The organism is Psychrosphaera sp. F3M07, assembly GCF_018860345.1.
Lineage (GTDB): Bacteria > Pseudomonadota > Gammaproteobacteria > Enterobacterales > Alteromonadaceae > Psychrosphaera > Psychrosphaera aquimarina.
Window position 1 is genome coordinate 361844 of sequence record NZ_JAHKPJ010000025.1, and the last position, 25879, is coordinate 387722.

General features: G+C 38.5%; 24 protein-coding genes. 10 read left to right on the forward strand and 14 right to left on the reverse strand.

The features are described from left to right. Positions 1-98 precede the first annotated feature (98 nt). The 7 genes from KO505_RS15660 to KO505_RS15690 all read right to left on the reverse strand — a co-directional run bounded on the left by KO505_RS15660 (position 99) and on the right by KO505_RS15690 (position 8350). Positions 99-2537: a glycoside hydrolase family 2 TIM barrel-domain containing protein gene (locus tag KO505_RS15660; RefSeq protein WP_216056391.1), complete on the reverse strand. Its 2439-nt coding sequence runs from the start codon at positions 2535-2537 to the stop codon at positions 99-101. A 67-nt stretch (positions 2538-2604) separates the two neighbouring features. Continuing rightward, complete coding sequence (locus KO505_RS15665; RefSeq protein WP_216056392.1) at positions 2605-3378, reverse strand: glucose 1-dehydrogenase; 774 nt, start codon at positions 3376-3378, stop codon at positions 2605-2607. Then, on the reverse strand, positions 3378-4628 hold the full coding sequence (locus KO505_RS15670) for a glycoside hydrolase family 105 protein (RefSeq protein WP_216056393.1): 1251 nt from the start codon (positions 4626-4628) through the stop codon (positions 3378-3380). The genes KO505_RS15665 and KO505_RS15670 overlap by 1 nt, the downstream gene beginning before the upstream one ends. 19 nt (positions 4629-4647) lie before the next feature. Continuing rightward, positions 4648-5940 carry a TRAP transporter large permease gene (locus KO505_RS15675; RefSeq protein ID WP_216056394.1) on the reverse strand — a complete coding sequence of 431 codons (1293 nt, stop codon included), beginning with the start codon at positions 5938-5940 and terminating at the stop codon, positions 4648-4650. Further along, positions 5933-6439, reverse strand: a complete 507-nt coding sequence (locus KO505_RS15680; protein WP_216056395.1) for a TRAP transporter small permease — start codon at positions 6437-6439, stop codon at positions 5933-5935. Before KO505_RS15680 ends, KO505_RS15675 begins: the two co-directional genes overlap by 8 nt. Next, entirely contained in the window at positions 6436-7443 is a 1008-nt protein-coding gene (locus KO505_RS15685) for a TRAP transporter substrate-binding protein (protein ID WP_252731827.1), read from the reverse strand. The genes KO505_RS15680 and KO505_RS15685 overlap by 4 nt, the downstream gene beginning before the upstream one ends. Then, entirely contained in the window at positions 7436-8350 is a 915-nt protein-coding gene (locus KO505_RS15690) for a sugar kinase (protein ID WP_216056396.1), read from the reverse strand. Before KO505_RS15690 ends, KO505_RS15685 begins: the two co-directional genes overlap by 8 nt. 218 nt (positions 8351-8568) lie before the next feature. Between KO505_RS15690 and KO505_RS15695 the strand changes: the two genes are divergently transcribed. Then, on the forward strand, positions 8569-9282 hold the full coding sequence (locus KO505_RS15695) for a FadR/GntR family transcriptional regulator (protein WP_216056397.1): 714 nt from the start codon (positions 8569-8571) through the stop codon (positions 9280-9282). Between the two features lie 60 nt (positions 9283-9342). Here the strand turns inward: KO505_RS15695 and KO505_RS15700 are convergent, their stop codons facing one another. The 4 genes from KO505_RS15700 to KO505_RS15715 all read right to left on the reverse strand — a co-directional run bounded on the left by KO505_RS15700 (position 9343) and on the right by KO505_RS15715 (position 14791). Further along, on the reverse strand, positions 9343-10830 hold the full coding sequence (locus tag KO505_RS15700) for a mannitol dehydrogenase family protein (protein ID WP_216056398.1): 1488 nt from the start codon (positions 10828-10830) through the stop codon (positions 9343-9345). After that, positions 10830-12242: a glucuronate isomerase gene (gene uxaC, locus KO505_RS15705; RefSeq protein WP_216056399.1), complete on the reverse strand. Its 1413-nt coding sequence runs from the start codon at positions 12240-12242 to the stop codon at positions 10830-10832. Before uxaC ends, KO505_RS15700 begins: the two co-directional genes overlap by 1 nt. Before the next feature lie 54 nt (positions 12243-12296). Further along, entirely contained in the window at positions 12297-13484 is a 1188-nt protein-coding gene (gene uxuA / locus KO505_RS15710; RefSeq protein WP_216056400.1) for a mannonate dehydratase, read from the reverse strand. A gap of 461 nt (positions 13485-13945) precedes the next feature. After that, the gene (locus KO505_RS15715) at positions 13946-14791 is read right to left on the reverse strand and encodes a class I SAM-dependent methyltransferase (RefSeq protein WP_216056401.1); all 846 of its coding nucleotides are present in this window, start codon (positions 14789-14791) and stop codon (positions 13946-13948) included. A 168-nt stretch (positions 14792-14959) separates the two neighbouring features. Here KO505_RS15715 and KO505_RS15720 point away from each other — a divergent pair, with 168 nt between their 5' ends. Beyond that, positions 14960-15652 (forward strand): ABC transporter substrate-binding protein, encoded by a 693-nt coding sequence (locus tag KO505_RS15720; RefSeq protein WP_216056402.1) that lies wholly within the window; start codon positions 14960-14962, stop codon positions 15650-15652. 1 nt (position 15653) lies between these two features. On the opposite strand, the gene KO505_RS15725 is transcribed toward KO505_RS15720, so the two are convergent. After that, positions 15654-16508 (reverse strand): 23S rRNA (adenine(2030)-N(6))-methyltransferase RlmJ, encoded by an 855-nt coding sequence (locus KO505_RS15725; protein ID WP_216056403.1) that lies wholly within the window; start codon positions 16506-16508, stop codon positions 15654-15656. A gap of 174 nt (positions 16509-16682) precedes the next feature. Here KO505_RS15725 and prmA point away from each other — a divergent pair, with 174 nt between their 5' ends. From prmA to KO505_RS15760, 7 genes are all read left to right on the forward strand, one after another. After that, positions 16683-17564 (forward strand): 50S ribosomal protein L11 methyltransferase, encoded by an 882-nt coding sequence (gene prmA / locus KO505_RS15730; RefSeq protein ID WP_216056404.1) that lies wholly within the window; start codon positions 16683-16685, stop codon positions 17562-17564. 440 nt (positions 17565-18004) lie between these two features. Next, positions 18005-18967: a tRNA dihydrouridine synthase DusB gene (gene dusB, locus KO505_RS15735; protein WP_216056405.1), complete on the forward strand. Its 963-nt coding sequence runs from the start codon at positions 18005-18007 to the stop codon at positions 18965-18967. Between the two features lie 71 nt (positions 18968-19038). Beyond that, positions 19039-19329, forward strand: coding sequence for a DNA-binding transcriptional regulator Fis (gene fis / locus KO505_RS15740; RefSeq protein WP_105051584.1), 291 nt, complete (start codon positions 19039-19041; stop codon positions 19327-19329). Between the two features lie 111 nt (positions 19330-19440). Next, positions 19441-21033, forward strand: a complete 1593-nt coding sequence (purH, locus tag KO505_RS15745) for a bifunctional phosphoribosylaminoimidazolecarboxamide formyltransferase/IMP cyclohydrolase (protein WP_216056406.1) — start codon at positions 19441-19443, stop codon at positions 21031-21033. Positions 21034-21145: 112 nt separating this feature from the next. Continuing rightward, positions 21146-21949: a transporter substrate-binding domain-containing protein gene (locus KO505_RS15750; protein WP_216056407.1), complete on the forward strand. Its 804-nt coding sequence runs from the start codon at positions 21146-21148 to the stop codon at positions 21947-21949. 57 nt (positions 21950-22006) lie between these two features. Further along, positions 22007-22492, forward strand: coding sequence for a ribonuclease E activity regulator RraA (gene rraA / locus KO505_RS15755; protein WP_216056408.1), 486 nt, complete (start codon positions 22007-22009; stop codon positions 22490-22492). Between the two features lie 13 nt (positions 22493-22505). Continuing rightward, complete coding sequence (locus KO505_RS15760) at positions 22506-23570, forward strand: formimidoylglutamase (RefSeq protein WP_216056409.1); 1065 nt, start codon at positions 22506-22508, stop codon at positions 23568-23570. A gap of 58 nt (positions 23571-23628) precedes the next feature. On the opposite strand, the gene KO505_RS15765 is transcribed toward KO505_RS15760, so the two are convergent. Beyond that, positions 23629-24258, reverse strand: a complete 630-nt coding sequence (locus tag KO505_RS15765; protein WP_216056410.1) for a YjaG family protein — start codon at positions 24256-24258, stop codon at positions 23629-23631. 124 nt (positions 24259-24382) lie between these two features. Here KO505_RS15765 and KO505_RS15770 point away from each other — a divergent pair, with 124 nt between their 5' ends. Further along, on the forward strand, positions 24383-24772 hold the full coding sequence (locus tag KO505_RS15770; protein WP_216056411.1) for a DUF2721 domain-containing protein: 390 nt from the start codon (positions 24383-24385) through the stop codon (positions 24770-24772). A gap of 84 nt (positions 24773-24856) precedes the next feature. Here the strand turns inward: KO505_RS15770 and KO505_RS15775 are convergent, their stop codons facing one another. After that, on the reverse strand, positions 24857-25729 hold the full coding sequence (locus tag KO505_RS15775) for a sulfite exporter TauE/SafE family protein (RefSeq protein ID WP_216056412.1): 873 nt from the start codon (positions 25727-25729) through the stop codon (positions 24857-24859). Between the last annotated feature and the right edge of the window lie 150 nt (positions 25730-25879).

Genomic DNA, 25879 nt, shown 5'->3' on the forward strand with positions numbered 1-25879 from the left:
ATATACATCATGCAAATTGGTAATGCCACTTTACCAGTGTAATTTTTCACAAAAAAATGGCCAAACTTAGTTGGCCATTTTTTGCATAACGCAATTAATTATTTTACGTCTATATAGACACCTTTCACATTTTGATTCCTATATTCAATAGTGGTTGGTTTGGCACCGGAAACAAACTCAATAGCGGCATAACCACTAGCCATTTCTATAATACTACTGCCGGTAGGAGTGCCTTGATTCTCTATTAACTTCCCATGACTGGTCATATTAAAAAAGTAACTGCGTTTGTTGTAATCTAATACTCGATTACCATTTTCATCGATGGCTTGCGCTTCAATTAGTTGGTTACCGTTTGCCAGTTTTTTAACGGATAAAGCAATTTTATCAACCTTGCCATGTTCACCAATTAAATAATTAACTGATATTTGATGTTTAGCATCTTCAACATTAGGAGTTCGACCAACAACAGAAAGGGTATTATCACCTTGCACAAATGGCACTTTCCACACTAAACCACCAGCAGGGAACGTAGTTGCATTACGTTGCTTCTCCCCCAAACTATTGCCATTTAAAAACAACTCTGCCGATTCAGTATTACAATAAACACTTACATCTCTGCCTTCTTTTGGCCCATTCCTGTGTGTCCAAGTCTCTGACTCTATATAACAAAAGGGGGTTTTGGACCAATGACTGGCAAACACATAATACGCATCTTTTGGTTTACCATTCCTGTCCACTAGCCCTTTTTGATTCATATACGGAATAGGATTTTCTGGACGTAATGGCGTGCCAAAGTCTTTAAATGCCCATTGTGCGTTTCCGGCAAAATTGGCAGTCGTTTCAGCAACTATGGTATGCCAATCAAATAAATCTACTGCGTAGTTTTCATTCCAGTCACTGTCTTTCGCCACACTTTGTACGACAGCTTGATTCATTGCTTCCGCAACAGACACTTGCGCACCTTGCATACCTTCTTTAGTAATCGGTGTTTCAGTATGTCGGCCCACATGACTAGATGCGCCGTATTCCATATGTAAGAATGTTGGATATTTTTCCATGGAAGATTCAATAGCTTTTGCATATTGACCATATGCACCGCCATACCAACCGGCCCATATTGATGGAGAGAATGCATCTACGACTTCAGCACCCGGGTAGTATTTTCTGATAGTGGTAATACGGCTAGGATCTGCTTGTTTTGCTATCTTATTTAATTTAACTAAATACGGCGTGATCTTTTCAGCGTCACCACCACCTGGAAAGTCTTCTTCCCAGTACATTTCATTACCTAAAGACCAAAATGCGATGCTTGGATGATTACGGTTTTGTTTGATTTGACGCTCTAACAACGACTGAGTATTGGCTTGCCATTCTTCGCCACCCATACCACCACGACACCAAGGCAGTTCATCCCAAATAACGAGCCCTAATTCATTAGCCGCTTTGTATACTTCTGGATCTTGAGGATAATGACCTAGGCGAACAAAGTTAGCACCCATGTCTTTAATTTGTTGCATATCTTGGCGATGTAATTCGTTTGGCATAGCAGCACCAATACCGGCATGTTCTTCATGGCGATGGGTACCACGAATTAACATTTTTTTTCCGTTTACAAAAAAGCCTTTATTGGCACGCATTTCAAACCAACGGAAACCAACTGGTGTATTAATGGTTTGCATAACTTGGTTATTATTGTTTAATAAAGAGACTATCAATTGATACAAGTTAGGGGCATCAGGCGACCATAATAGCGGTTGTTTTACATCCGTTAACGCAAGCTCAACAGTTTGGGAGCCTTCCTGAAGCTTTATCGTTTGATGCTGTGAACTAACTTTATTACCAGCAGGGTCGAATAATTTATAAACTAATGTAGCGCTTTGGGCTGATAATGCATTCAACTCAGTTTTAACACTAGTTTTCGCTATGTCATCATTAACCGTTGGCGTATCCACTTGGATATAATCAATGTAGTTAAGCGGTAAAGTTTTTAACCAAACATCACGAGTGATACCACCATGAATAAAGAAGTCTGATTTTTGAGAAGGGATTAAGTTAGGGTTATATTCGTTACTGGCACGAACATAAATCTCATTGTTTCCACTTTTATTTAATAGCTCTGTTACTTCAACTTCAAAACCTAAATAACCACCAATATGAGTAATAGCTTTTTGGCCATTAACAAATACTTCGGCTTGCATATTAACGCCTTCAAAATAGAGTTTATATCTATTGTTAGGTGACATATCTTTGATTATCAGCTGTTTTTTATACCAACTTGCGTCACGGCGATAACCTGGAGTTGAATCTACGGTATCCGTTGCATTCCACGTATGTGGCAATGACGTTTTTACCCAAGCTGTCGCTTTTTTAGCACTGGTTAAATCTTCAACATTACTCTCTAAATAAGACCAATCTTGGTTAATCAGTTGTGAACTGTCACTTTCTTGTGCCAACAGTGTATTATTAAACAAAGAGCCAATTAAGAAAGTAAGAACACACAGCTTTTTTACTATTTTATTGTCAGAATTAAAAAACATACCTGAACCTATCTTATAAATAATTAATTGTTACCAACCTTGGTAGTTGGCAACATTTAGAAAACCCTTAACGAGCCATCCATCCACCATCAACTAATAACACATGGCCATTTACATACTGCGACGCATTACTAGATAAAAATACCACGGCTCCAGCCAAATCTTCAGGCTGCCCCCATTTACCAGCAGGGATCCGCGCCGAAATGCTTTTTTGTCTTTCTTCGTCTTGTCGTATGTTAAAGGTATTGTCGGTTTCAAAATAACCAGGCGCAATTGCGTTAACCTGGATGTTTGAATTTGCCCATTCATTCGCGAGTGCTTTAGTTAACTGGGCTACACCGCCTTTACTTGCTGCATATGCAGGCACAGTGATGCCACCAGAAAAACTTAACAAAGACGCTATATTAATGATCTTGCCTGAATTCTGTTCCAACATGTGTTTGCCCACTTCACGGCAAAAACGGAACACACCATTTAAGTTTACATTGATCACTTCCATCCAATCTTCATCAGAAAATTCATGGGCAGGAGCGCGTTTAATGGTTCCAGCGTTATTAACCAAAACATCAACTTTGCCTAATTTGGCTATGGTGTCAGCAACGACTTGTTTGATTTGCTCACCATCCGCTTGATCACAACCTAACGCCAAGTGTTTAATATTTTTTGCTGCCAACAACTCAACTGTATCCTTTAGGTTATCCACTTTAGAACCAACCACGACCACTGTTGCGCCAGATTCGCCAAGCGCTAATGCCATTGCTTGGCCTAAACCACGAGTTGCCCCAGTAACTATGGCAACTTTGTTATCCAAGCCAAACATATTTTCTAAATAAGCATTCATTACTTTTGTTCCGTATTAACTAATTTATAGACTTCTGCTGCGGCTAATAATAATGCGCCGGTGCCATATAACTGGGTATCATCTTTGGTGGCTGAGCCCGGTGCAAAGGCCACCTGTTGAACCCAACCTAATTTACCGTTTGGCTGCACACTATCCACTAATGACTGCCAACCTAAATCAATCGCTTTTAAGTTAGTTTGTGTTTTTGGCAAAATACCATTATTTACGCCCCAAGCCATTGCATAAATCAATAAACCTGTACCACTAGATTCAGGCGTTGAATTCGTTTCAGTTTCTAACAATGATGAAGGCCAGCTACCATCTTTTTGTTGTAATTTGATTAAACGGTCAGACATTGAGGTATAAAGATCAACGTATTTTTGTCTATGTTGGTAATCCAGTGGCATAGCTTCTAATACGCGAGCGATACCTGCTAACACCCAACCATTACCACGTCCCCAATAAATTAGACGACCTTTTGAATCTTTACGATCAAAGTAACGACTATCGCGTAAATACAATTGTTCATCAGTATTAAACAAATATTCCGTGGTAGCCCAAAACTCTTGATTCATGAAATCTAAGTACTCATTGTTGCCCGTTAGTACCGCTAATTTAGTCCAAACTGGTGGGGCCATAAATATAGCGTCAGCCCAACACCAACGAACGGTACAAATTGGATCGTGGAATACACGCCCATTGGCGACTTCTTTGAATTTTTTGTCGTCATCAAATAATAAAGAAGTATTTTTAGGGGCCGCTAATACTTGATCAAACATAGAGGTTAAATGAGCGATTTTTGATTTATCGCCATCTTGTTCATATAAATCAATGTAAACACTACCAATCGCGTGATCATCTGCATGATAAACACGAGGTCCTAAGGTCCAGTCGTTTAATTTAGCCATGTTGATCGTGGCTTGTTTGTATTCATTTTGCTTAGTGACATCAGCCCATGCTAATAAACCAATATCAAAAGTCGCGTACATCCATCCTTGTGGAATACCACTAGCACGACCTTCACGTCTCATCATATTTGAGCGAATATCAAACTGACTTAACTGCCAATCTGCTACTTGATCTGCAACTTTTTTAATATCAGCTGATTTTAATGATGATGAGAAAGACATATCGCTCACCACAGGCGCTTGATAAGGGACCACATCAATAGTTGAGTTGTTTTGAGCAAAGCCTGTGGTTGAAACCAATGCAGGAACAATACATAGCCATTTAAAACGTTTTAAGTTCATAAGTTTTTCCTTAATAGGATTAAATTAAATCTAAAAGTTGAGGTAAAAATTCGCTAATGGCAGGGAACATAGTCACCAGGACCAAAGCTGCAATCATGGCCGCATATAGCGGTAAAATAGGTTTAATAATTTCACTGATATTAACTTTACCTATACTGCAGCCTACAAATAAGACACTACCCACAGGAGGCGTACACAAACCTATGGATAAATTAAGGATCATCATGATGCCAAAATGCAGTGGCGAAATCCCCAATGACTCAGCTACCGGTAAAAATATAGGCGTGAAGATTAACACTGCTGGTGTCATGTCCATAAAGGTGCCAATTAACAACAAGGTCAAATTAATAATGAGTAAAATAACTAGCGGATTGTCAGATAAATCCAATAATGTTTCGCTTAGAGTTTGAGGGATAGACTCATAGGACATCATCCAAGACATGGCCGATGATGCGCCAATCAGTAACATTACTATAGCTGTGGTATTAACCGCTTTTAATAACAGTGGATATAAGTCTTCAACTTTTAATTGTTTGTAAAAAACTAGCGACAATATTAAAGAATAAAGAACCGCAATGGCACCCGCTTCGGTCGGGGTAAATACACCTCCAATAATACCGCCAATAATAAGTACAATTAACATCAAGCTTGGAATAGCACCAAATAATGCGGGCCAAAAGTCTTCAATTTGGTCACTTGCCAATGGTTTAATACCCTGCTTTCTCACGTACATTGCACTAGCCGCAATCAGTAATAAGGTCACTAATAGCCCAGGTAAATAACCAGCAATGAACAAAGCAGCAATGGATACCCCACCACTGGCTAAAGAGTAAATGATTAAGATGTTGCTCGGTGGTATTAACATCCCAGTTGTTGCAGCCGTCACAGTGACAGCCGTACTAAACGGTTTGTCGTAACCTTCTTTTTTCATCGCTGGGATCATAAATCCACCAATGGCTGAAGTAGCCGCTACGGCAGAACCAGAGATTGAACCAAACAGAGCACAAGAAATAACATTTACAAACGCCAGTCCACCAGGCAAACGACCAACTAATACTTTAGCAAAAGCAATTAATCGTGCCGCAATGCCACCTTGTCCCATTAAATATCCAGAGACGATAAAAAATGGAATAGCTAATAACGCAAAACTATCAATACCTGCCGCTAATCGTTGCGCTATTGTGGTTAACGCAGGCAAAGAGTCTATGGTAGCTAACATAGTCACTAACGTAGCGAATATAATGGCTAACGCTATTGGTAAATTGATCAATAATAATATGGTAAAAATACCAAATAATAATGCACTACTCATCGTTACTCTCCGGTGAAGTATTGGTTAGCGGATTTTGCAGAAAAAAGTGCAAACTATATAACAAGAACAACAAACCACTTGCTGGGATCACTGTGTAAACAAAGGCCATTGGCACATCTAGTACTGGTGAGTGTTGACCTAACAACCAAGTTAAATAAACTAAATTACTGCCACCTATTATCAAGACCAGAATGGCAAAAATAGCCACCAGCACACAAGAGAACTTATGAATACGCACTTGATTTTTTAATGACATGTTTCTAACTAGAAGATTAAAACCTAAATGACTCTGTTCACGGTACGCATAAGCCCCACCTAACAAACTTACCCATATCAATAAAAAACGAGCAACTTCCTCAGTAAAAGAGCTAGGTTGCGGCAAAATGAATCTGGTTAATACCTGCCAAGTAACGTCCACGACTAAAGCAGCCATCATGACGGCTAATACAACCCGTAACACGGAATCTAATCTATTCACTAAATCATTAATAAACTTCATGGTTTACCCTTATTCGAGATAATCGCCGAGATCAAAGGTTGAAATTTTGTCTGTTCAAACTTTTTATAAATCGGCGCGACACTTTTTTGAAATAATGATTTGTCGGCCGTTAAAACTTGCACGCCCGCTTCTTGTACTTTTTGTAATGCCATATCGGTGGACTGTGCCCATAACTCTTTTTGATATTCTGTCGCTGCCGACATAGCTTGGGATAACCATTGCTGCTGCTGTTCAGATAAGTTATTCCACATGTGAGTACCTATAATAATAACGTCTGGAATAGAGGTGTGTTCGTCTAACAGGTAATATTTGCTGACTTCGTAATGTTTAGAATAGAAAAAACTCGGTGGGTTGTTTTCTGCGCCTTCAACGATACCTTGCTGTAGAGCAGTATATAACTCACCCCAACTAACAGGCGTGGCCGCACCGCCCATGGTATTAACCATGTCTACTGCACTTTGACTATTCATCACTCGAATTTTTAATCCGGCTAAATCATCTGGCTTAGTGACTTTATTACCTGTGGTATAAAAACTGCGACTACCAGCATCGAAATAACCTAATCCTTTAACTCGGTATGGGGTGCCTGCATCAAGCAGTTGTTGGCCGATTTCACCTGATAATATGTGCCAGAAGTGATCTTTATCGTCAAACAAATAAGGCAAACTAAACACTTTCATTTCTGGCACAAAAGCTTCTAAAGAGCTAGCTGATACTTTGGTCATGCCCATGCTACCAATTTGGATTAGTTCTAAGATTTCACGTTCTGAGCCTAATTGTCCCGATGGGAATATGACTAAGTCCATTTTACCATCGGATAAACGTTGTAATTCTTCATTCATAAACACTAATGCTAAATGAACTGGATGTTGAATATCTAAACCATGAGCTAAACGAATTGTTTTTTTGTGGTGCTGTTCACTTTCACAACCAAATAAAAAACTGGATAACATTAGCAATGTTATCGATTTAAGTATTACGTTTTTAATCATTCCCTTAAACATTATTAGCCCCTGTTAAATCGATAGATTTATCTATAATGGCGCCTTTATGCATGATCACGATACTGGCACAAATTTGCGCATCATTGACACATTGATGCGGCGTCTTACCCTTTAACTTAGCCGCTAAATATGCACCATTAAATGAATCACCTGCTGCCGTGGTATCTACAGGTTTGACAACTGACGGTAAAGATATGGTTGAGGTGAGTTCATTTACATATAATAAACAACCTGACTCTCCATTTTTTATCACGACTTCTCGGACTCCAGCGTTTATCCATTTAACTAAACATTCATCGGGCGTATGCTCACCATACATAGACACTTCGTCATCAAAACTTATTAAGGCAATGTCTGTATGTGCCATCATAGTTTTAAACACAGCTTGTGCATCATCTACACTTTTCCAGTTTCTTAAACGATAGTTATTGTCAAATACCACAATGCCACCTTTAGCTCTGAAGTGCTGTAAACACGAAAATAGTTGTTGTAAATCTGATTGGTTATATAACGATAAAGTAATGCCGCTTAAGAAGATAAGGTCAAACGTATGCAGTTGATGTAATACATCTGGGAATTGACTGATCAGTTGCCGAGCTGGAGCATGTTGACGCCAATAATGGAAATAACGTTCGCCGTTTTGATCATTGTTAATAATGTATAAACCTGGCATTTGATTAGCTATGGTTCGGACATAAGAGATCCCCACACCTTCAGCTTGCCACTGTTCAAGCATAGTATTGCTATAGATATCATCGCCTAATGCGGTAAAGTACTCTGCTTTACCACCAAGCCGAGAATAATATATCGCGGTATTTAAGGTATCACCGCCATAACTCATCGTGTATCTTTTCTCAGAGTCTGCACTTAGCTCCAACATACATTCACCTATTATCGCAACTTTCACTATTCACCTACTTATTTTTATACTGCATAATTAACACTTGCATAATTGGTCATGCCACCTTACCATCATTCCATACTACCAACTAAAACATTTATAACGCAACCATAAATTTCAAGTAATTTAATAACTATATTGGTGTGTTGATTGATAAAATGTTTGTTTGACTGAGCTAAGGCTTATAGACTGTCTCAGCGTTAACCGTTTTCAGTGAGAGGGATATGGAATTACAAGCAATTAAAACCGATAGACTTTATGTAAAAGTTGCAGCTCAATTATCGCAACTGGTCAATGATGGCCTAATTTTACCTGGTAGTCGTCTACCTTCTGAAAGAGAGTTAGCTGAAAAACTAAGCGTTAGTAGACCGACGATTAGAGAAGCAATGATCGCATTAGAGTTATCAGGCATTGTGGAAATTAGAACTGGCTCTGGTATTTATGTAACAGCTAAAAAGCCTTTCCTTGCAATAGAAGATAAAGGCATAGGCCCGTTTGAGATTTTAGAAATTAGGGCAATTATTGAATCAGAAGCTTGTGCATTAGCAGCTAGGCATATTACTGATGATCAAATTGCTGAATTAAAACAAGCTATTGCTGAGATGGAAGAAGAAGAAAAGCGCCCTGATGCATCTGAAAAATCTGATTGGAAATTCCATAACATTATTGCATCAGCCACCCAAAACAGTGCTATTTCCTCGGTCGTAAACTGGCTTTGGGAATTAAGAAGTAAATCTGACTTAAGTTCTGCATTTGCTTCGCGATTGCGTGCTGAAGGCGTTCACCCTTCAATCCAAGATCATAAAACTATTGTGGCAGCATTAGAAAAACGCGATGAGAAAAAAGCCAAAGCGGCCATGCAGAAACATATTGAAAATGCGACCGCAGCAGCATCAACTTATTTTGATAATGACCCGTTTAGTAAAATAAAGTTATAAACAAAAAACGTATCTAGTTCGGTAAACATAACCGCATTAGATACGTTATTTTATCTAACTTTACTGTGCTAAAAACTGCTTAACCGTATTCCCTATTCCCTTATCATGAATACTTTTCAGGAAAACCCTAACTTGATCAATAAAGTTGCTGTCTTGCAACATTGCATCACTGCATATGCCTGACTCTTCTAATATCAATTTAACTTGGGTTATTTCGTCGGCTTTATTATGCTGAGCAATACCAACAAGCTCATCCGCCAATGGGTCGGACACAGTATAAGCATTACCTTGTTCGTCTACGCTTTCTAAAAAGCGACACCAGCTTGCAACGACTAAAGCAATAGGTCTAGAAATAATCCCTTGTTTACTTAATATCTCTGCAGGACTTATTAATCGTTGTGCTAACTTTTGCGAGCCATCTGTGGCGACTTGTGTGGTTTTATATGGAACTTTGGAGTTTGAAAAACGCGCTATTATCGTACTCGCATATTCCTCTAAATCTATCCCAGGTACGTCTTCTACGGTTTTTAATACATCCGCATGTAGTGCTTTAACAAAGGCCAAACAGGTTTTGTCCGTCACCGCTTGGTGAATATATTCATACCCCATCAAAAAACCAATATAAGCTAATGTTGAATGCGCACCGTTTAACAATCTTAATTTCATGTCTTCATAAACAGTGACGTCTTTAACAAACAACGCGCCTACTTTATCCCATTGAGGTTTGTCAGAAGCAAAGTTATCTTCAATCACCCATTGTTTAAATGGCTCTGTGATCACGACACTCTTATCTGTTAATCCGAGTACGTTTGCAACATCGGATACATCTTGTCCTGACACCGCAGGTACAATACGGTCAACCATTGAGTTACAAAAGCTAACGTTATTTTCTATCCAAGACGCCAATTGTCCGTCGAGCGCTGCGGCAAACTCTAGCACCACCGCTTTAGTAACTGAGCCATTAGACGGTAAATTATCACAACTCACTACCGTTAATTTATCACCTGTAGATTGCCTTTTCTGACAAGCTGCAACAATAAACCCAGGCATTGTTTTTGGTGACGATTTGGCTGAAGTTAAGCTAGTTAAATCAGCTTGAATATCTGGATTGTTTAAATCTAAATGCAATCCGCTTTTATCTCTGCAGTAACCTTTTTCAGTTACGGTTAACGTCACCACTTTAGTTTGTGAACTGGCAATTACATCTACCACTTGTTGCGGCGACTCTGGAGCAACCAATACATCCTGTATTGCACCCACTAAACTTACACTAACTTGTTCATCAGAACGTTCGACCACCGAATAAACACTATCTTGTGGCTGCATTAAATTTCTAACATTAGCAGAACGCAAACTCACCGCGGTTATTTTCCATTGGTTATCACCCAAGGCAATTAAATCATTGGTAAATACCGCCTGATGAGCACGATGAAAAGCACCTATGCCTATATGCACTATGCCCACTGAGCCCGCGTTTTTATCATACGCTAGGCCTTTAACATTAGGATTAAGTTTGTCTAATGTGGATAAAGATAATAATTGTTCCATTATAATTTATACGCCTTTTTAACTAAGCCATAAGTCAGGTCATAAGCAATTTTTTCCGCTTGTTGCTCTGAAATACGATGGTCAGAAACCAACTCAGCCAAGAATACACAGTCCATTCTACGAGCAACATCATGACGTGCAGGTATAGATAAAAATGCACGAGTATCATCGTTAAAACCTACAGTATTATAAAAGCCTGCCGTTTCAGTAATTTGTTGACGATAACGTCTCATGCCTTCTGGACTGTCGTTAAACCACCAAGCTGGCCCTACTTTTAATGCAGGGTAATGTCCTGCTAACGGTGCCAATTCACGAGCGTAAGTCGTTTCATCTAAGGTAAATACAATGACGCTGAATTTAGAATTGTTACCAAACTTATTTAGTAACGGTCTTAAATTCTCAACATACTCAGTGGCAACTGGAATATCAGCGCCTTTATCACGGCCAAAATTGTCAAATAAAACTTGATTATGGTTGCGGTAAACACCAGGGTGTATCTGCATAACCAACCCATCTTCAACACTCATTTTTGCCATTTCTGTTAATAATTGAGCGCGGAATTGGTCGGCTTCTTCGCCGCTGTATTGCTGCGAACGAATTTTGCTATAAAGCGCATCACATTCTTGTTCAGTTAAATCTAATGTACGAGCTGTTGGATGGCCATGATCAGTAGAGGTTGCCCCCATTTTTTTAAAATACTGGCGGCGTACTTTAAGACTTTCTAAATACCCAGAATACGTGTCTAAATTGATGCCTGTGATGTCAGCAAGTATTGATAAGTTCTCTTCGAAACCTTCAAACTCGGGATCTATAACATTATCAGGTCGGAAAGCTGTAATGATCTTACCGGACCATCCACTGTCTAAAATTTGTTGATGGTATCTGAGATCATCTATTGCTGACTCAGTTGTTGCGATGACTTCAATATTAAAACGTTCAAACAAAGCTCTAGGTTTAAAGTCGTCTTGCTGCAAACAAGCCGTAATAGTGTCGTAATGGCTGTCCGCATTTTCAGCACATAATCTTTCAGTCAAATTAAACACATTTACAAATACATAATCTAACCAAAGGCTCGTTGGAGTGCCTTGAAACAGATAATAATGCTCAGCAAATATCTTCCAACTTTTTTTAGGGTCAGATTCTACACCTTCACGATTTTTACCTATGCCTAGTGACTCAAGCGTTATCCCTTGGCTAAATAACATTCTTAGTAGGTAATGATCTGGCTTAACCAACAATTCTGTCGCATTTGAAAAACATTCATTTTGAGCAAACCATTTAGGATCTGTGTGTCCATGTGGACTCACTATCGGCAGATCTTTGATGGTTTGGTATAAACGTCGAGCAATGCTTCGTTGTGTTGGGTCGGCACTAAATAATCGATCTGGGTGCAACAATAATTCTTCGCTCACATTCAATCCTAACTACTTATCTAATTGATTCATCTGTCTGTTTTATTCGACTATTTATCTTAACTGTTTGAAGTGGGTAATCGCATGAATAACACCCCGTAACTCCGCTAATCCTTTCAACCTCCCCAAATAAGAGTATCCAGGTTTAACCCCTTCTTCTTTGGATTCATCTTCCAATAAATGGCCATGATCTGGGCGCATTGGAATAGGAATATAATTTGCATTTTCAGACTTACGACGGTCTTCTTCACTTAACAATGCATCGACCAACCCCACCATGTCATTATCGCCATCTAGGTGCTCTGCTTCATAAAATGACCCATCTTCTTCGCGTACTACATTTCTTAGATGCACAAAGTAAATTTTTGGACCGAATTCTTTCACCATAGCCACAAGATCATTATCCCCTCTTGCGCCAAATGAACCGGCACACATAGTTAAGCCATTTGCAGGACTTTCTATCGCGGCTAATATTTTACGTACATCATCTTGAGTGGAAACGACTCTTGGCAAACCAAATAGTGAAAACGGAGGATCATCTGGATGCACACACATATTCACACCTGCGGACTCAGCGGCAGGGATCACTTCTTTTAAAAATTCAAATAGGTTAGCGCGCATACCGTCTTCGCCAAGTTCAATAAACTCAGCAATTGCAGCTTTGATAGAGTCTCGGGTATAAGAACCTTCACCACCGGGTAAACCTGCAATTATATTACGTTCTAATATATCAATTTGCTCAGACGACATATTTTCAAAATAGATTTTAGCTTGGGCAATAACTTTAGCGTCGTAGCTTAGATGAGCATTATCTCGCTCTAAGATAAACATATCGTAGGCAACAAAATCAACCATATCAAAACGTAACGCTGAACCTGTATTTTCTAATAAATAATCTAGGTTAGTTCTGGTCCAGTCGACCACAGGCATGAAGTTATAACAAACTACTTTAATTCCGGCTTTACCCGCATTAATTAAAGACGTTTTATAATTTTCTATGAATTGTTCGAAATTGCCGGTGCGTGTTTTTATGTCATTATGCACTGGTATACTTTCAATCACGGTCCATTCTAATCCAGCATTCTCAATTTTATTTTTTCTTGCTAGTAAGTTTTCAAGCGGCCAAACATCTCCGGTTGCAATTTCATTAAGCGAACTTACGACCCCTTTAGCGCCCGCTTGAGCTACTTTTTTTAATGTAATAGGGTCATTCTCATCAAACCATCGCCAAGTTTCTAACATTTAACATTACTCACTAAGTTAATTAATATTGGTAAGGCCACCTATCCATTTAACCAAAAGTGTAAACTAACATCAAGAATTTATTTTTTTGAATTTTAAAAGTACCCATAACAACTCCTAAATCACATATAAATTAACGAAAGAAAATAAATTTAAAAAAACAATTTAATTCATATAAATCAGATAATTAACCAACATTTAAATTTAAATATATGATTAACCAGTATTAAATATATACTATTTATTACTTAATTCTATCGTCAAGCTTATACAATCTGGCCTTACAATAATGGCCTTAAAAATCAACCATGGTTAACCAAGCGATAATTACCATTGGAATATTTGTCAGAAATATAAATTGGTAAGGCCAATGCTGCTATTATAGAGAAAGTAGATTTACTTATAAAAAAAAGCCCTAATCATTGATTAGGGCTTTCAATTTGGAGATTAACTAATAGGTTCTATTTTACAAATTTCAACGTCATGCGATCACTTTCACCAATAGCTAAGTATTTAGCTTTATCTTCTTCGCCCAAGCGTAAACTTGGCGGTAATGTCCAAACACCTCGAGGGTGCTGAGCCGTGTCTTTAGGATTGGCATTAATTTCACTTGTTGCGACTAATTTAAAGCCTGCTTTTTTAGCTGCGGCAACAACATAGGATTGTTTCATGTAACCTGAGTTTTTATTTTCAACTTGATCTAAACTTTCTGGCATACGATGTTCTACAACCCCAAGTACACCGCCTTTTTTTAATGCTTTATAAAATGCTTTAAACGCATTCTCTACACCGATATCGCCATCGCCTAAATACCAGTTATGCACATTCCTAAAGGTTAACACCATATCCACACTACTTTCTGGGGCTATGTTTAACGCTTTAGTTTGATGGAATTCAGTAACTTCAATTCCTTTATAGACTGGGTTGGTCGCTACTTTTTGTTTAAAGCCATCTAAACTACGTTGGTAATACGCCGGAGCACCTTCGTAAGGATGGAAGTTTGCAGCAAAGTATTTACCATGTTCTTGAACAATTGGATTTATGATTGACGTGTACCAGCCACCACCGGGCCAGATTTCAACAACAGTCATGTTGGGTTTTAATCCAAAAAACTCCAACGTTTGTTGTGGATGACGATACTGATCCCGAGCGCTTTGTTCTGCACGAACATCACTTTGAACCGCCTTGGCAATACTTGAGGCATACGCTGGAATCGTTGCCGTTAATACTGATGTGAATACAGCTAAAGATACAAACGAACGAAAGCCCGTTGACTTAAGCTTTTTGATCAAAATTTTTGTTTTCATTATTATTCCCTATTTGTTTATGTATCCAGTCTAGACATTTACTTACATCAAGCAAACTAATTAATCGTGTATAAGCTGTGATTTATCTTGTTTCACTTTCCACTTCACCTTGCTTAATTACCAATCCCGATTATATTTTTTATAAGTGATTCATTTTATTAAGTCTTTATGCGCATTATCGTCGCTTTATTTATACTTCTGATCATCAACAAAGTTGCCGCGAAGGCTGCATCGATTACTTTGGGGTATCCAGAATTTCAACCTTTTACTTATACAAAAGATGGTGTCGCGCTAGGTGTTGGCATAGAAAGGTTAAAGGACGTTGGTAAACAGTTAAACCTTGATGTCACTTTTGAGCCGATCGACAGTTATGGTATTGCTGTCAGATTCTTGCGTGAAAACAAAATTGATGGTTTAGCATTAGCAAGTCGTAATGATGAAAGGGATGAAATTGCGGTTTTTAGTCAACCTATCACCAGTAATAATTGGATATGGATAACACGAAAACATTATAAAATTGATTTTGCTTCTGAACATGCCAAATTGCACATACGTATATCAACCTATAAAAATGCCAATACACATACATGGTTGAGTAAACATGAATATAAATTAATTTACCCAACCACAGACGTTAATGCCATGTTACGTCAGTTGATGCATAACCGCGTTGATACGATATTTTTAGCCGAAGAGGTGTTCAAACAAGCGCTTAAAAGTTCAAAATGGAAGCCAAACGACATTAAAACCCACTTAGAAGTGTCTAAGCCGTTTGGCGTTTATATATCCAAGTTATTTTTACAGCAGCACCCCAACTTTATGGAGAGATTAAATAAAGCAATTATTCCCCTAACTCCGTGAGTTATTCGTCTACTAACTGCTCTATTCTAAAATCACCTTCATTATTAGTTAAGGTGGATACCAAGTAAGGCAATACGGTTTCCATCTCAGCTTTTAATGTCCAAGGGGGATTGATCAAAATCATACCTGAACCTGTCATGCCACGCTCCTCGGTGTCATCACTTACGTTAAGCTCAAACAATTGAATATTTTTAATGCCACTTTTAATTAACTGCTGTTCCATTTTATTAATTCGGTAACGGTCTACGACTGGATACCAGATCATGTAGACGCCGCCTGAAAAACGTTTATACATAGTTTCAATATATTCCACCACACGCTGATAATCGTCTTTCATTTCGTAGGGAGGATCAACAATTACCACGCCACGTTTGCTCGGTGGTGGGAACAATCCAATGCTTTCACTGAAACCATCGCCTTTAATTGCTTTACGATAACGGTTGGTTCTTACAAACTGTCTTAATAATTCAAAATCAGCTGGGTGTAATTCATGAAAAAAGGTTTTACCTTCAAGGGGGATCTGATCCAAAGCAAACCAAGGTGAACCAGGGTATACATCAAGTTCGGTACATTCACTTTCAATATTAAAACGTCTTACCGCATCTACGTAGTTTTTAACAGACTCTGGCATACCGTCAGTTTCAGCATGCCACAACTTATTTATGCCCGTTTCATATTCTTTATTTTTTGCTGCAAACTCATCCGCTAATTTATAAGCCCCCGCACCGGCATGTGTATCGACAATACTAAAAGGTTTGTCTTTTTGAGACATATACGACAACACGTATTGATAAATTAAATGTTTAAGAACATCGGCGTGATTGCCGGCATGAAAGCCGTGACGATAACTGAGCATGAGTGCTGCCTGTAATTGATAATAATGAAAAGTGTAATTACTGAAAGTTTAGCGAATACTCAACATTATAAACAGCGCTTTATCTGCTTATTGTTAGAAGATTGTTATTGGATGAGTTAGAATTTGCCATTATTGAAATTTATTAAGATTTAAACAGTCTTATGGGAGTGTTGTGTGGCTTGGGTTCAAATTCGTTTCGCGGTTAATTCGGAATATGTTGAAGACATTAGTGACTTATTAGTCGAAATTGGTAGTCAGTCCGTTACCTTTACCGCCAATGATAAAGATGAAGCGATATTTGAATTATTTCCTGGTGATATAAAGTATTGGCAAACCTCAACTGTGGTGGGTTTGTTTGATGCTGCCACGGAGATGCAACATATTGTTGATATCCTCAAAGACCAAGACATGTTCCAAGGTCAATTTAACTGCAAGATTGAACAAGTGGAAGATAAAGACTGGGAACGTGAGTGGATGGATAACTTCCACCCAATTAAGTTTGGTGAACGTTTGTGGGTTTGCCCAAGCTGGCGTGAAATTCCTGAACCTGATGCCTGTAATGTAATTTTAGATCCGGGCTTGGCGTTTGGCACTGGCACTCATGCAACCACAGCACTTTGTATGGAATGGTTGGAACAAATGGATCTGTCCGGTAAGACCGTTTTAGATTTTGGTTGCGGCAGTGGTATTTTAGCAATTGCAGCATTAAAGCTTGGAGCCAAACGCGCTATTGGTATCGACATTGATCCTAAAGCCATAATTGCCAGCCAAGAAAACGCAGAACGTAATGAAGTCGCGGATAAAATTGAATGGTATTTACCTGAAGATGCGCCTGACTTTGAAACCGACGTGATCTTAGCCAATATATTAGCTGGGCCATTAAAAGAACTTAAACAGGTTATTTGTGGTTATGGTCATACGGGAACCGAGTTAGCCTTATCCGGTATTTTAGCTGAACAAGGTGATGATGTTTTAAATGCTTATAAAGACTTAGCAAACATGAATCCTGCAACCCAACAAGATGAATGGGTTCGGTTAGATGGCGTTATAAAATAAACGTAAATGGTGTTAAAAATAGAATCAAATCCATTTAATTCCTAAAATACATACAAAAAACCTCAATTATTTTTTTAATTGAGGTTTTTTATTAATTTATTTTTAGTAAAAGCCAACCCCATTTCAATACTAATTTCAAGCCAAAATCGTTCGCAAAGCCATATTTATAGGTTATTCCTTAATAAATAACGAATTTTATACTGAATTTAAAATGTCAATACTAAAGCACATAAAAAAAACAAATATTGTTTAAAAAACAACCTTTGATTTTTGTAAAAAAAACAGTAAACTTGCCGCCCTTTTTTTGGACAGAGAGATTATTGAGCGCTTTCAATTAAAATTGAAATCATCAATAGTTCAAAATTATGGCTTGGTGGCTCTAAATTATCTTAACGAGCATTTAATGTGATTTAGAAATAACAAGCAATGGTGAATAGTTAATGCAAATTGGTCCTTATACCCTCGACAATAATTTAATTGTTGCGCCTATGGCGGGAGTTACGGATCGACCTTTTCGACAATTATGTCGTCGTTTAGGTGCTGGATTAGCCGTCTCTGAAATGTTGTCGTCTAACCCACAAGTGTGGAAAACCGACAAGTCCATGAACAGAATGAATCACATGGGTGAAACTGGAATTCGCTCGGTTCAAATCGCAGGTGCTGATCCAGATTTAATGGCTGAAGCGGCTGCGTTTAATGAAAAAAATGGGGCGCAGATCATAGATATTAATATGGGCTGCCCAGCAAAGAAGGTAAATAAGAAGTTAGCGGGTTCTGCGCTAATGCAACATCCTAAACTGGTGGAAGACATCGTTAAGGCTGTGGTAAAAGCGGTAAAGGTTCCTGTTACCTTAAAAACGAGAACCGGATGGGATACCGAGAATCGTAATGGTGTTGAAATAGCCAGAATTGCAGAGCGCAATGGCATTCAATGTTTGGCTATACATGGGCGTACCAAAGCTTGTATGTACAAAGGCCAAGCGGAATACAACACGATTAAAGAAATAAAGGAAAATGTACAAATCCCTGTGATTGCTAATGGTGATATTACTTCACCAGAACAAGCAAGACAGGTATTAGCGTTTACTAATGCCGATGGTCTTATGATTGGTCGTGCAGCGCAAGGTCGACCTTGGATATTCCGAGAGATTGACCACTATTTACGAACCGGTCACATTCTGGCGCCACCAGAGAAGGAAGAGGTTCGTAGCATATTGATGGAGCACGTTGATAACTTGCACCAATTATATGGCGATGTGTTAGGTCCCCGTATTGCACGTAAGCATGTTGGTTGGTACTTAGCAGATCAAGACACGGACAGGTCATTTAGAAAAAGGTTTAATGCAATTGAAGATTGCCAACAGCAATTTGAAGAATTAAACGCATTTTTCGAAAATATATAAAAAATACACTTGGCAGCGATGTTTCGTCGCCAACTTGAGTCTTAACTTTATTTGATAGAGAAGAAATAAACATGTTTGATCAAAACGTTCCAACTCCGTTCATTACTAATGCGCACATCCAAACAGCTGACAAACCTCAGCCTTTACGCAACGAAGTTAAAAAAGCAGTTCGTAACTACTTACAAACGTTAAACGGTCAAGATTCTACAGACGTATATGACCTAGTATTGTCTGAATTAGAAAAACCTCTTTTAGAAGAAATCATGACATACACTCGCGGCAACCAAACCCGTGCAGCGAATATGTTAGGAATTAACCGTGGTACTTTACGTAAAAAATTAAAGCGTTACGGAATGAACTAATCCCCTAGCGGGATGACCGCAGAAAAGCACCTTTGGGTGCTTTTTTGTTTTTATACCAATTTTATTTATTTATTAATTATCACTTTTTAACAATTAAGGTAAATACACTCAATGGATACATTACGACCTGTTCGCCGCGCACTGATAAGCGTGTCAGACAAAACTGGTATAGTAGAATTTGCACGCACATTAACGTCTCATGGCGTTGAAATCTTATCAACTGGTGGCACTTTCAAACTACTTACTGAAAATGGCGTAAACGCAATTGAAGTTTCAGATCATACTGGGTTTCCAGAGATGATGGATGGTCGTGTTAAAACACTTCACCCTAAAATCCATGGTGGCATTTTAGCCCGTCGCGGTACTGATGACGACGTTATGGCTGCAAATGATATTGACGCAATCGACATGGTTGTTGTTAATTTATATCCATTTGCTAACACAGTAGCTAACCCAGATTGCACCATGGAAGATGCGGTTGAAAATATTGATATCGGTGGACCTACTATGGTTCGTGCGGCAGCTAAAAATCACAAAGACGTTGTTATTGTGGTGAACGCTAAAGATTACGGCCGAATAATAAATGAATTAGAAGAAAACGATGGTGCGACTAAATTTGAAACGCGTTTTGATTTAGCAATTGCAGCATATGAACATACTGCTCAATACGACGGCATGATTGCAAACTACTTTGGTAAAATGGTTCCTGATTATTCAGACAATGCTGATGAAGTCGAAGAGTCTAAATTCCCACGTACTTATAACATGCAATTTAGCAAAAAGCTGGAAATGCGTTACGGTGAAAACAGCCACCAGCAAGCTGCATTTTACGTTGAAAACGATGTTGAAGAAGCGTCTATTGCAACGGCAACTCAGTTGCAAGGTAAGGCTCTTTCTTACAACAATATCGCAGATACAGATGCGGCGCTTGAGTGTGTTAAAGAATTTGACCGCCCAGCTTGTGTTATTGTTAAACACGCTAACCCTTGTGGTGTTGCGGTAAACGATACTATTTTAGAAGCTTATGACAGAGCCTTTAAAACAGACCCTACATCGGCCTTTGGTGGCATTATCGCCTTTAACCGCGAATTAGACGCTGACACGGCTGAAGCCATTGTTTCTCGTCAATTTGTTGAGGTTATTATTGCACCTAAAGTTTCTGCTGAAGCAGCTCAAATTGTTGCGGCTAAGAAAAACGTACGTTTATTAGAAACTGGTCAATGGGAAGCAAAAACAACTCAACCAGAAATCAAACGTGTGAATGGTGGTTTGTTAGTTCAAGACCGTGACCAAGGTATGGTTACTGAAGCTGACTTAAAAGTCGTTTCTAAAGTACAACCGACTGAAGCCCAGTTAAAAGACTTAATGTTCTGCTGGAAAGTCGCTAAGTTTGTAAAATCAAATGCGATTGTTTATGCCAATGACAGCATGACTATCGGTGTAGGCGCAGGCCAAATGAGCCGAGTTTACTCTGCTAAAATCGCAGGTATTAAAGCCGCTGATGAAAACTTAGTGGTTGAAGGGTCGGTTATGGCATCAGATGCCTTCTTCCCATTCCGTGATGGCATTGATGCTGCCGCAGCCGCTGGTATCAAAGCAATCATTCAACCGGGTGGTTCTATGCGCGATGACGAAGTTATTGCCGCAGCTGACGAACACGGTATTGCGATGGTGTTTACTGGAATGCGTCACTTCCGTCACTAAACACTCGTTAATATCTAATTAATATAAACAAGAGCAGGTAATTACGTTACCTGCTCTTTTTTTATTTGAAATAAGTTCTACAATTAACATAAGTCCACTAAGTAGAAATATAATGAACTCATTTAGAATAATATGTTTAGCTATATTACTGACTTTTACAACGTTCAGTCCTACAAGTCAGGCACAACTCATTAAAATAAGTGAATACCATAATAGTCCGCCATTTATTAATTCAGAAGGTGGTGGATTAGGTTATGACATCGTGGCTTTATTAAATAAGTATAGTCCTGACACCATATCTTTTGAACTTGAGTCAATCAAACGCTCAGTCCTTAATGAACAATTAAGAAATAACCAACCTAAAGCCATTTTATTAACTAACCCTTTGTGGTTTAGAAAAATTCGTCCAGACCTGATCAATAGTGTCAGTTTGGTTTGGGACGCCGATGTATTTTTCACCACCAATCCTTTGGTCGCAACTAAATTAACTCAAGCCGATGATTTTAAAGGGTTAACAATGGTGGGACAGAATGGTTATTTTTATAATGGTTTAAATACCCTTATCCATAATAAACAACTCAAGCGAATTGACGTAAACACCTTCGACGAGATGCTTTCCCTGATAAAAAACAATAAAGCAGATTTTGGTATCATCAACCGCTCTACCGTTAATTATTACAACGCGTCTCATGGCGATAACAACAAACTGCATATGGCAACAAAAGCAAACGATGCCTATTTATTTTCTATCGTATTAACACCTGAGTTCAACACATTATTACCGACGATTAATGAAAGTATTAATGCGATGCAACGCTCTGATGATTGGAAAGCGTTAGGCAAAAAGTACAACATAGACAAACTAGTTGATTTAATAGAGTTTGATTTAGTTGAGTTATTAGATTTACCTCTGTAATTTTGTGTAAAACCTATATACTAAATCAGCCTCAATACAATAAAACTGGAAACCACTATGCAATATAACACTTCTGAATTATGCGATATGTTTGCTGAGCAAATAGATGTTCTTGCACCTATTTTTGAACATTATGGCGGTATTACATCGTTTGGTGGTCAAGTACAAACTGTAAAATGTTTTGAAGATAATGGCTTAATTGCTACTGTGTTAAATCAATCCGGTTTAGGCAAGGTATTAGTGATTGACGGTGGCGGTTCAATTCGCTCTGGATTATTAGATGCTGAGTTAGTCGAACTTGCCGCTGAGAATAAATGGGAAGGGATCATTTGTAACGGCAGTGTACGTGAAGTGGATGCCCTTGAAGAGATCAACATTGGCATATTGGCGTTAAACTCTATACCTGTTGCGGCCACCGATACCGGATCTGGCGAAGATGACATCGCGATAAACTTTGCAGGTGTTACCTTTTTACCCGATGACCATATTTATGCTGATAGTACCGGAACTATCCTTTCAGCAGAGCCTCTTGATATAGAATAACAGCCAGATCCTTATGTCCGAACACCTTAGTTATATTGATCCCAAGTTAATTCAGTCTTATAAAAACAGACGTGCCAATGAACATCATGTTGTTGACATGATACAAGTTGCCACCGCTGATTTAACCTTGTCTGAAAACCTTATTATCGCTAAAAACAATGGCGCAAGGTTTGCCATAATTGGTATTCCAGAGGACATAGGACCAAGAGCTAATTGCGGCAATGGTGGAGCAGATAAAGGCTGGGCCAATTTTTTGCCTGTGTTCTTAAACCAACAAGCCAACTGCTTTTTTGATTGGAATGCCTGTTTTTTAATTGGCAATGTTGATGTTGAAAGTTTGCAAAAGCAAAGTTATCAAGCGTTTTCAACCAATCATCAGCTCGATACTTTGCGTCAGCTTTGTGCAAAAGTAGATGCAAGAGTTAACAAAGTATTAACCCCAATATTTGCTTCTGGTTTAGAGGTTATCATTATTGGAGGTGGGCATAACAATGCCTACCCTATTATTACAGCACTGAACAAAGCAACGGAAAATAAAGTTGCTTGTGTCAATTTAGACCCTCACGCTGACTTTAGAGCAATGGAAGGCCGTCACTCTGGCAATCCATTTAGGTATGCGCACCATGCTGAGTTATTAAGCCACTACTGTGTTTTAGGTTTACACGAACAAAAAAACAATCAAGAGACGATTGAAGGATTGATTGACGCACATTTCCCATATTACACATTTCAATCAATGTTTATGGATAGACAACAACCCTTTGCAGAGTCGTTAAATTTGGCTCGTGATTATATCTCCACTGCTCCTGGACCTATTGGTATAGAGCTTGACCTAGATTGTATAAAACAAGCGGCAGCGAGTGCATACAGCGTCAGTGGGTTTAGTTTAGAGCAAGCCATACATTATGTTTACTCTATGGCAACATTAGACTCGGTTCGTTACGTACATTTATGTGAAGGGGCACCTGCGATTCATGAACATTCAGAATATCAATCACATGATGTGGGGCAGATCCTTAATCAACTGGTTTATAGCTATTTAAAAGCACGTAGTAACATCGAATATAATGGGTATTAAATAACCAGCAATAAAAAAGGGTTCATACTCAATATTTGAACCCTTTGTAAAGTCGACACTAACCTTCCAGTTCAATGCCTATATTTGTCACACCATCTGCAAATACAATATCTAAGGCTTTGGTACGGATAGCTTTTAAATCTAAATCTTTTAATCTGGTTGTCGATAACCAGTCTAATAATTCTGTTAATACCGACATTTCCGCCGCCATTAACTCATGTTCACGAATACTTTCATTATCTAACTCAGTTTCACCCGCTTGGTATTCTATTAAGTGTACGATGCACCCTTGCGATATTTTGGCTATGGCAACGGAGTCATATTCGTCTTCACTTAATTCACCGTTTATGTAAGTTAATAGACCGGTACAGAAATAAATCGCAGGATAAACACCATACATATCAAAATCTAGCTCGTCTGGCGTTAATGACTCAATCTTTTCTTCTAAAATAGAAAAGTTTACTTTCGCACCTTTAACTAACAACTTCTCCCATAAACTATTTACAATATTATCTAAATTATAGTCTTGTGGAAATTCAGTAACTTGGGCGAACAGTTGATAGTTAGGCTTCATTCTTTCTAATAAAGCTAAAGATAAAACGCCTTGTTGTTTTCTCGACAACTCGCGAACACGCTGGAAATTATTGGTTTTTAAATGTACTGATTTTTCGTTAGATGAATTAGCCAAAATGTATTCTCGTATAAAGGGTGGACCAAGTTTTCAGACTTGAATAATCTGCATTATAACAATAGACCTAGATATTCGATAGCTGTATGATTTTAAAATCAAATTCTTAACCGCTGAAAATCATATGACTTTAACAACGCCGGCTCTATTATTCCCTGCAATTTCGTTATTATTACTTGCGTATACCAATCGATTTTTAGTGTTAGCCCAACTTATTCGGGAGTTAAACCAACGAGATAATTCTGGCCTAGAACTTGTGGTAAAACGTCAGATCACCACATTACGTAAAAGACTGCATTTGATCCGAGCGATGCAATCCGCAGGTGTAATGAGTTTTTTATTATGTACTTTGGCTATGTTTTTAATCTTTGTTGAGATGCCATTACTGGGATCCATCTTTTTTGGATGCAGCTTAGCCTCATTAACCATTTCACTTGTTTTATCTTTGTTTGAGGTGCACATCAGCACAAGAGCAATTGAAATAGAACTTGAGTCTATGGCGGCGCAGCCATAGGTATACAATACGGCATTATTGAACTTACCTAGAATCAGTTAATCAACGCCTTTATGACCTTATGGGTATTGATTCTGGCTGATGTTAATTGATTAATAGCTCAATGGTGCCCGCTATAAATACCCAACTGGCAAAAAACATTTTTAACTGAAAAACGGGAATGCTCGTGGCTAATTTTTTTGCCAAGATGCCACCAATGACGGCACCGGGACCACCAAATAACAATACATTCCAATAAACATTATCCAAATATATGTGATAACCAATTCCCGCCCATACGGAAAATGCCGACAACACGACGGCAACAGCTATCGCTAGCGTCACTCTATAACCTCGATAAATTAGATAGAACGCAATAATTTCACCCACACCAACAGACAACCACGCCGTGATAATGCCACCGACATAACTTAATAAAACCAACGCGACTTTATCTTTAACGCTAATCACGGTGATTTCTTTTGGCATTAGGTTACTTTTATCTGATTGGATTTTTTTAATGCCGGTGTACAACAGGCCTAAGCCAATAAAAATAGAAAAATAGGCAAATAAATAAGACAATGAACCCGGGGTTGATAGTCCCAAACCATAAACAGACCAAATGCCTAAAATTGAAAAAGGAATACAGATAAAACTTAGTGTTGGTAATAAACTCCAATTCTCAATACGGCATTTTTTTGCGTGTGTTAACCACATGACTGAGCCGGTTGTCATCCCAAAACATTGAATAGCAAAACTTGTGGCCACGGATTGCTCTGCGGTAATGCCCAATTGCTGAAATGCAGGTATGAAAATAATGCCGCCGCCCGCTCCGGTCGCATTGGCAAACAACGCCCCTAAAATGCCCAATAAGCCATAGGCGGAATAGGTTGATATTTGATACAAAACCCAAAAGGTTATGACCACTATAAAACTTAAAACTAAAGCGAAATACTTTTGACGAATAAGAGAAAACACAAACGCTTACCTTAAAAACTCGAATCGGCTAATAACTTGTATTAATAACAAGGACTCTAAATATAAATGCAACGACTTTCAATATAACTCAACTTGAAAGTAAATTAACGCTCATAAAAAAACCGCTCAAGAGCGGCTTCATTGTAGATT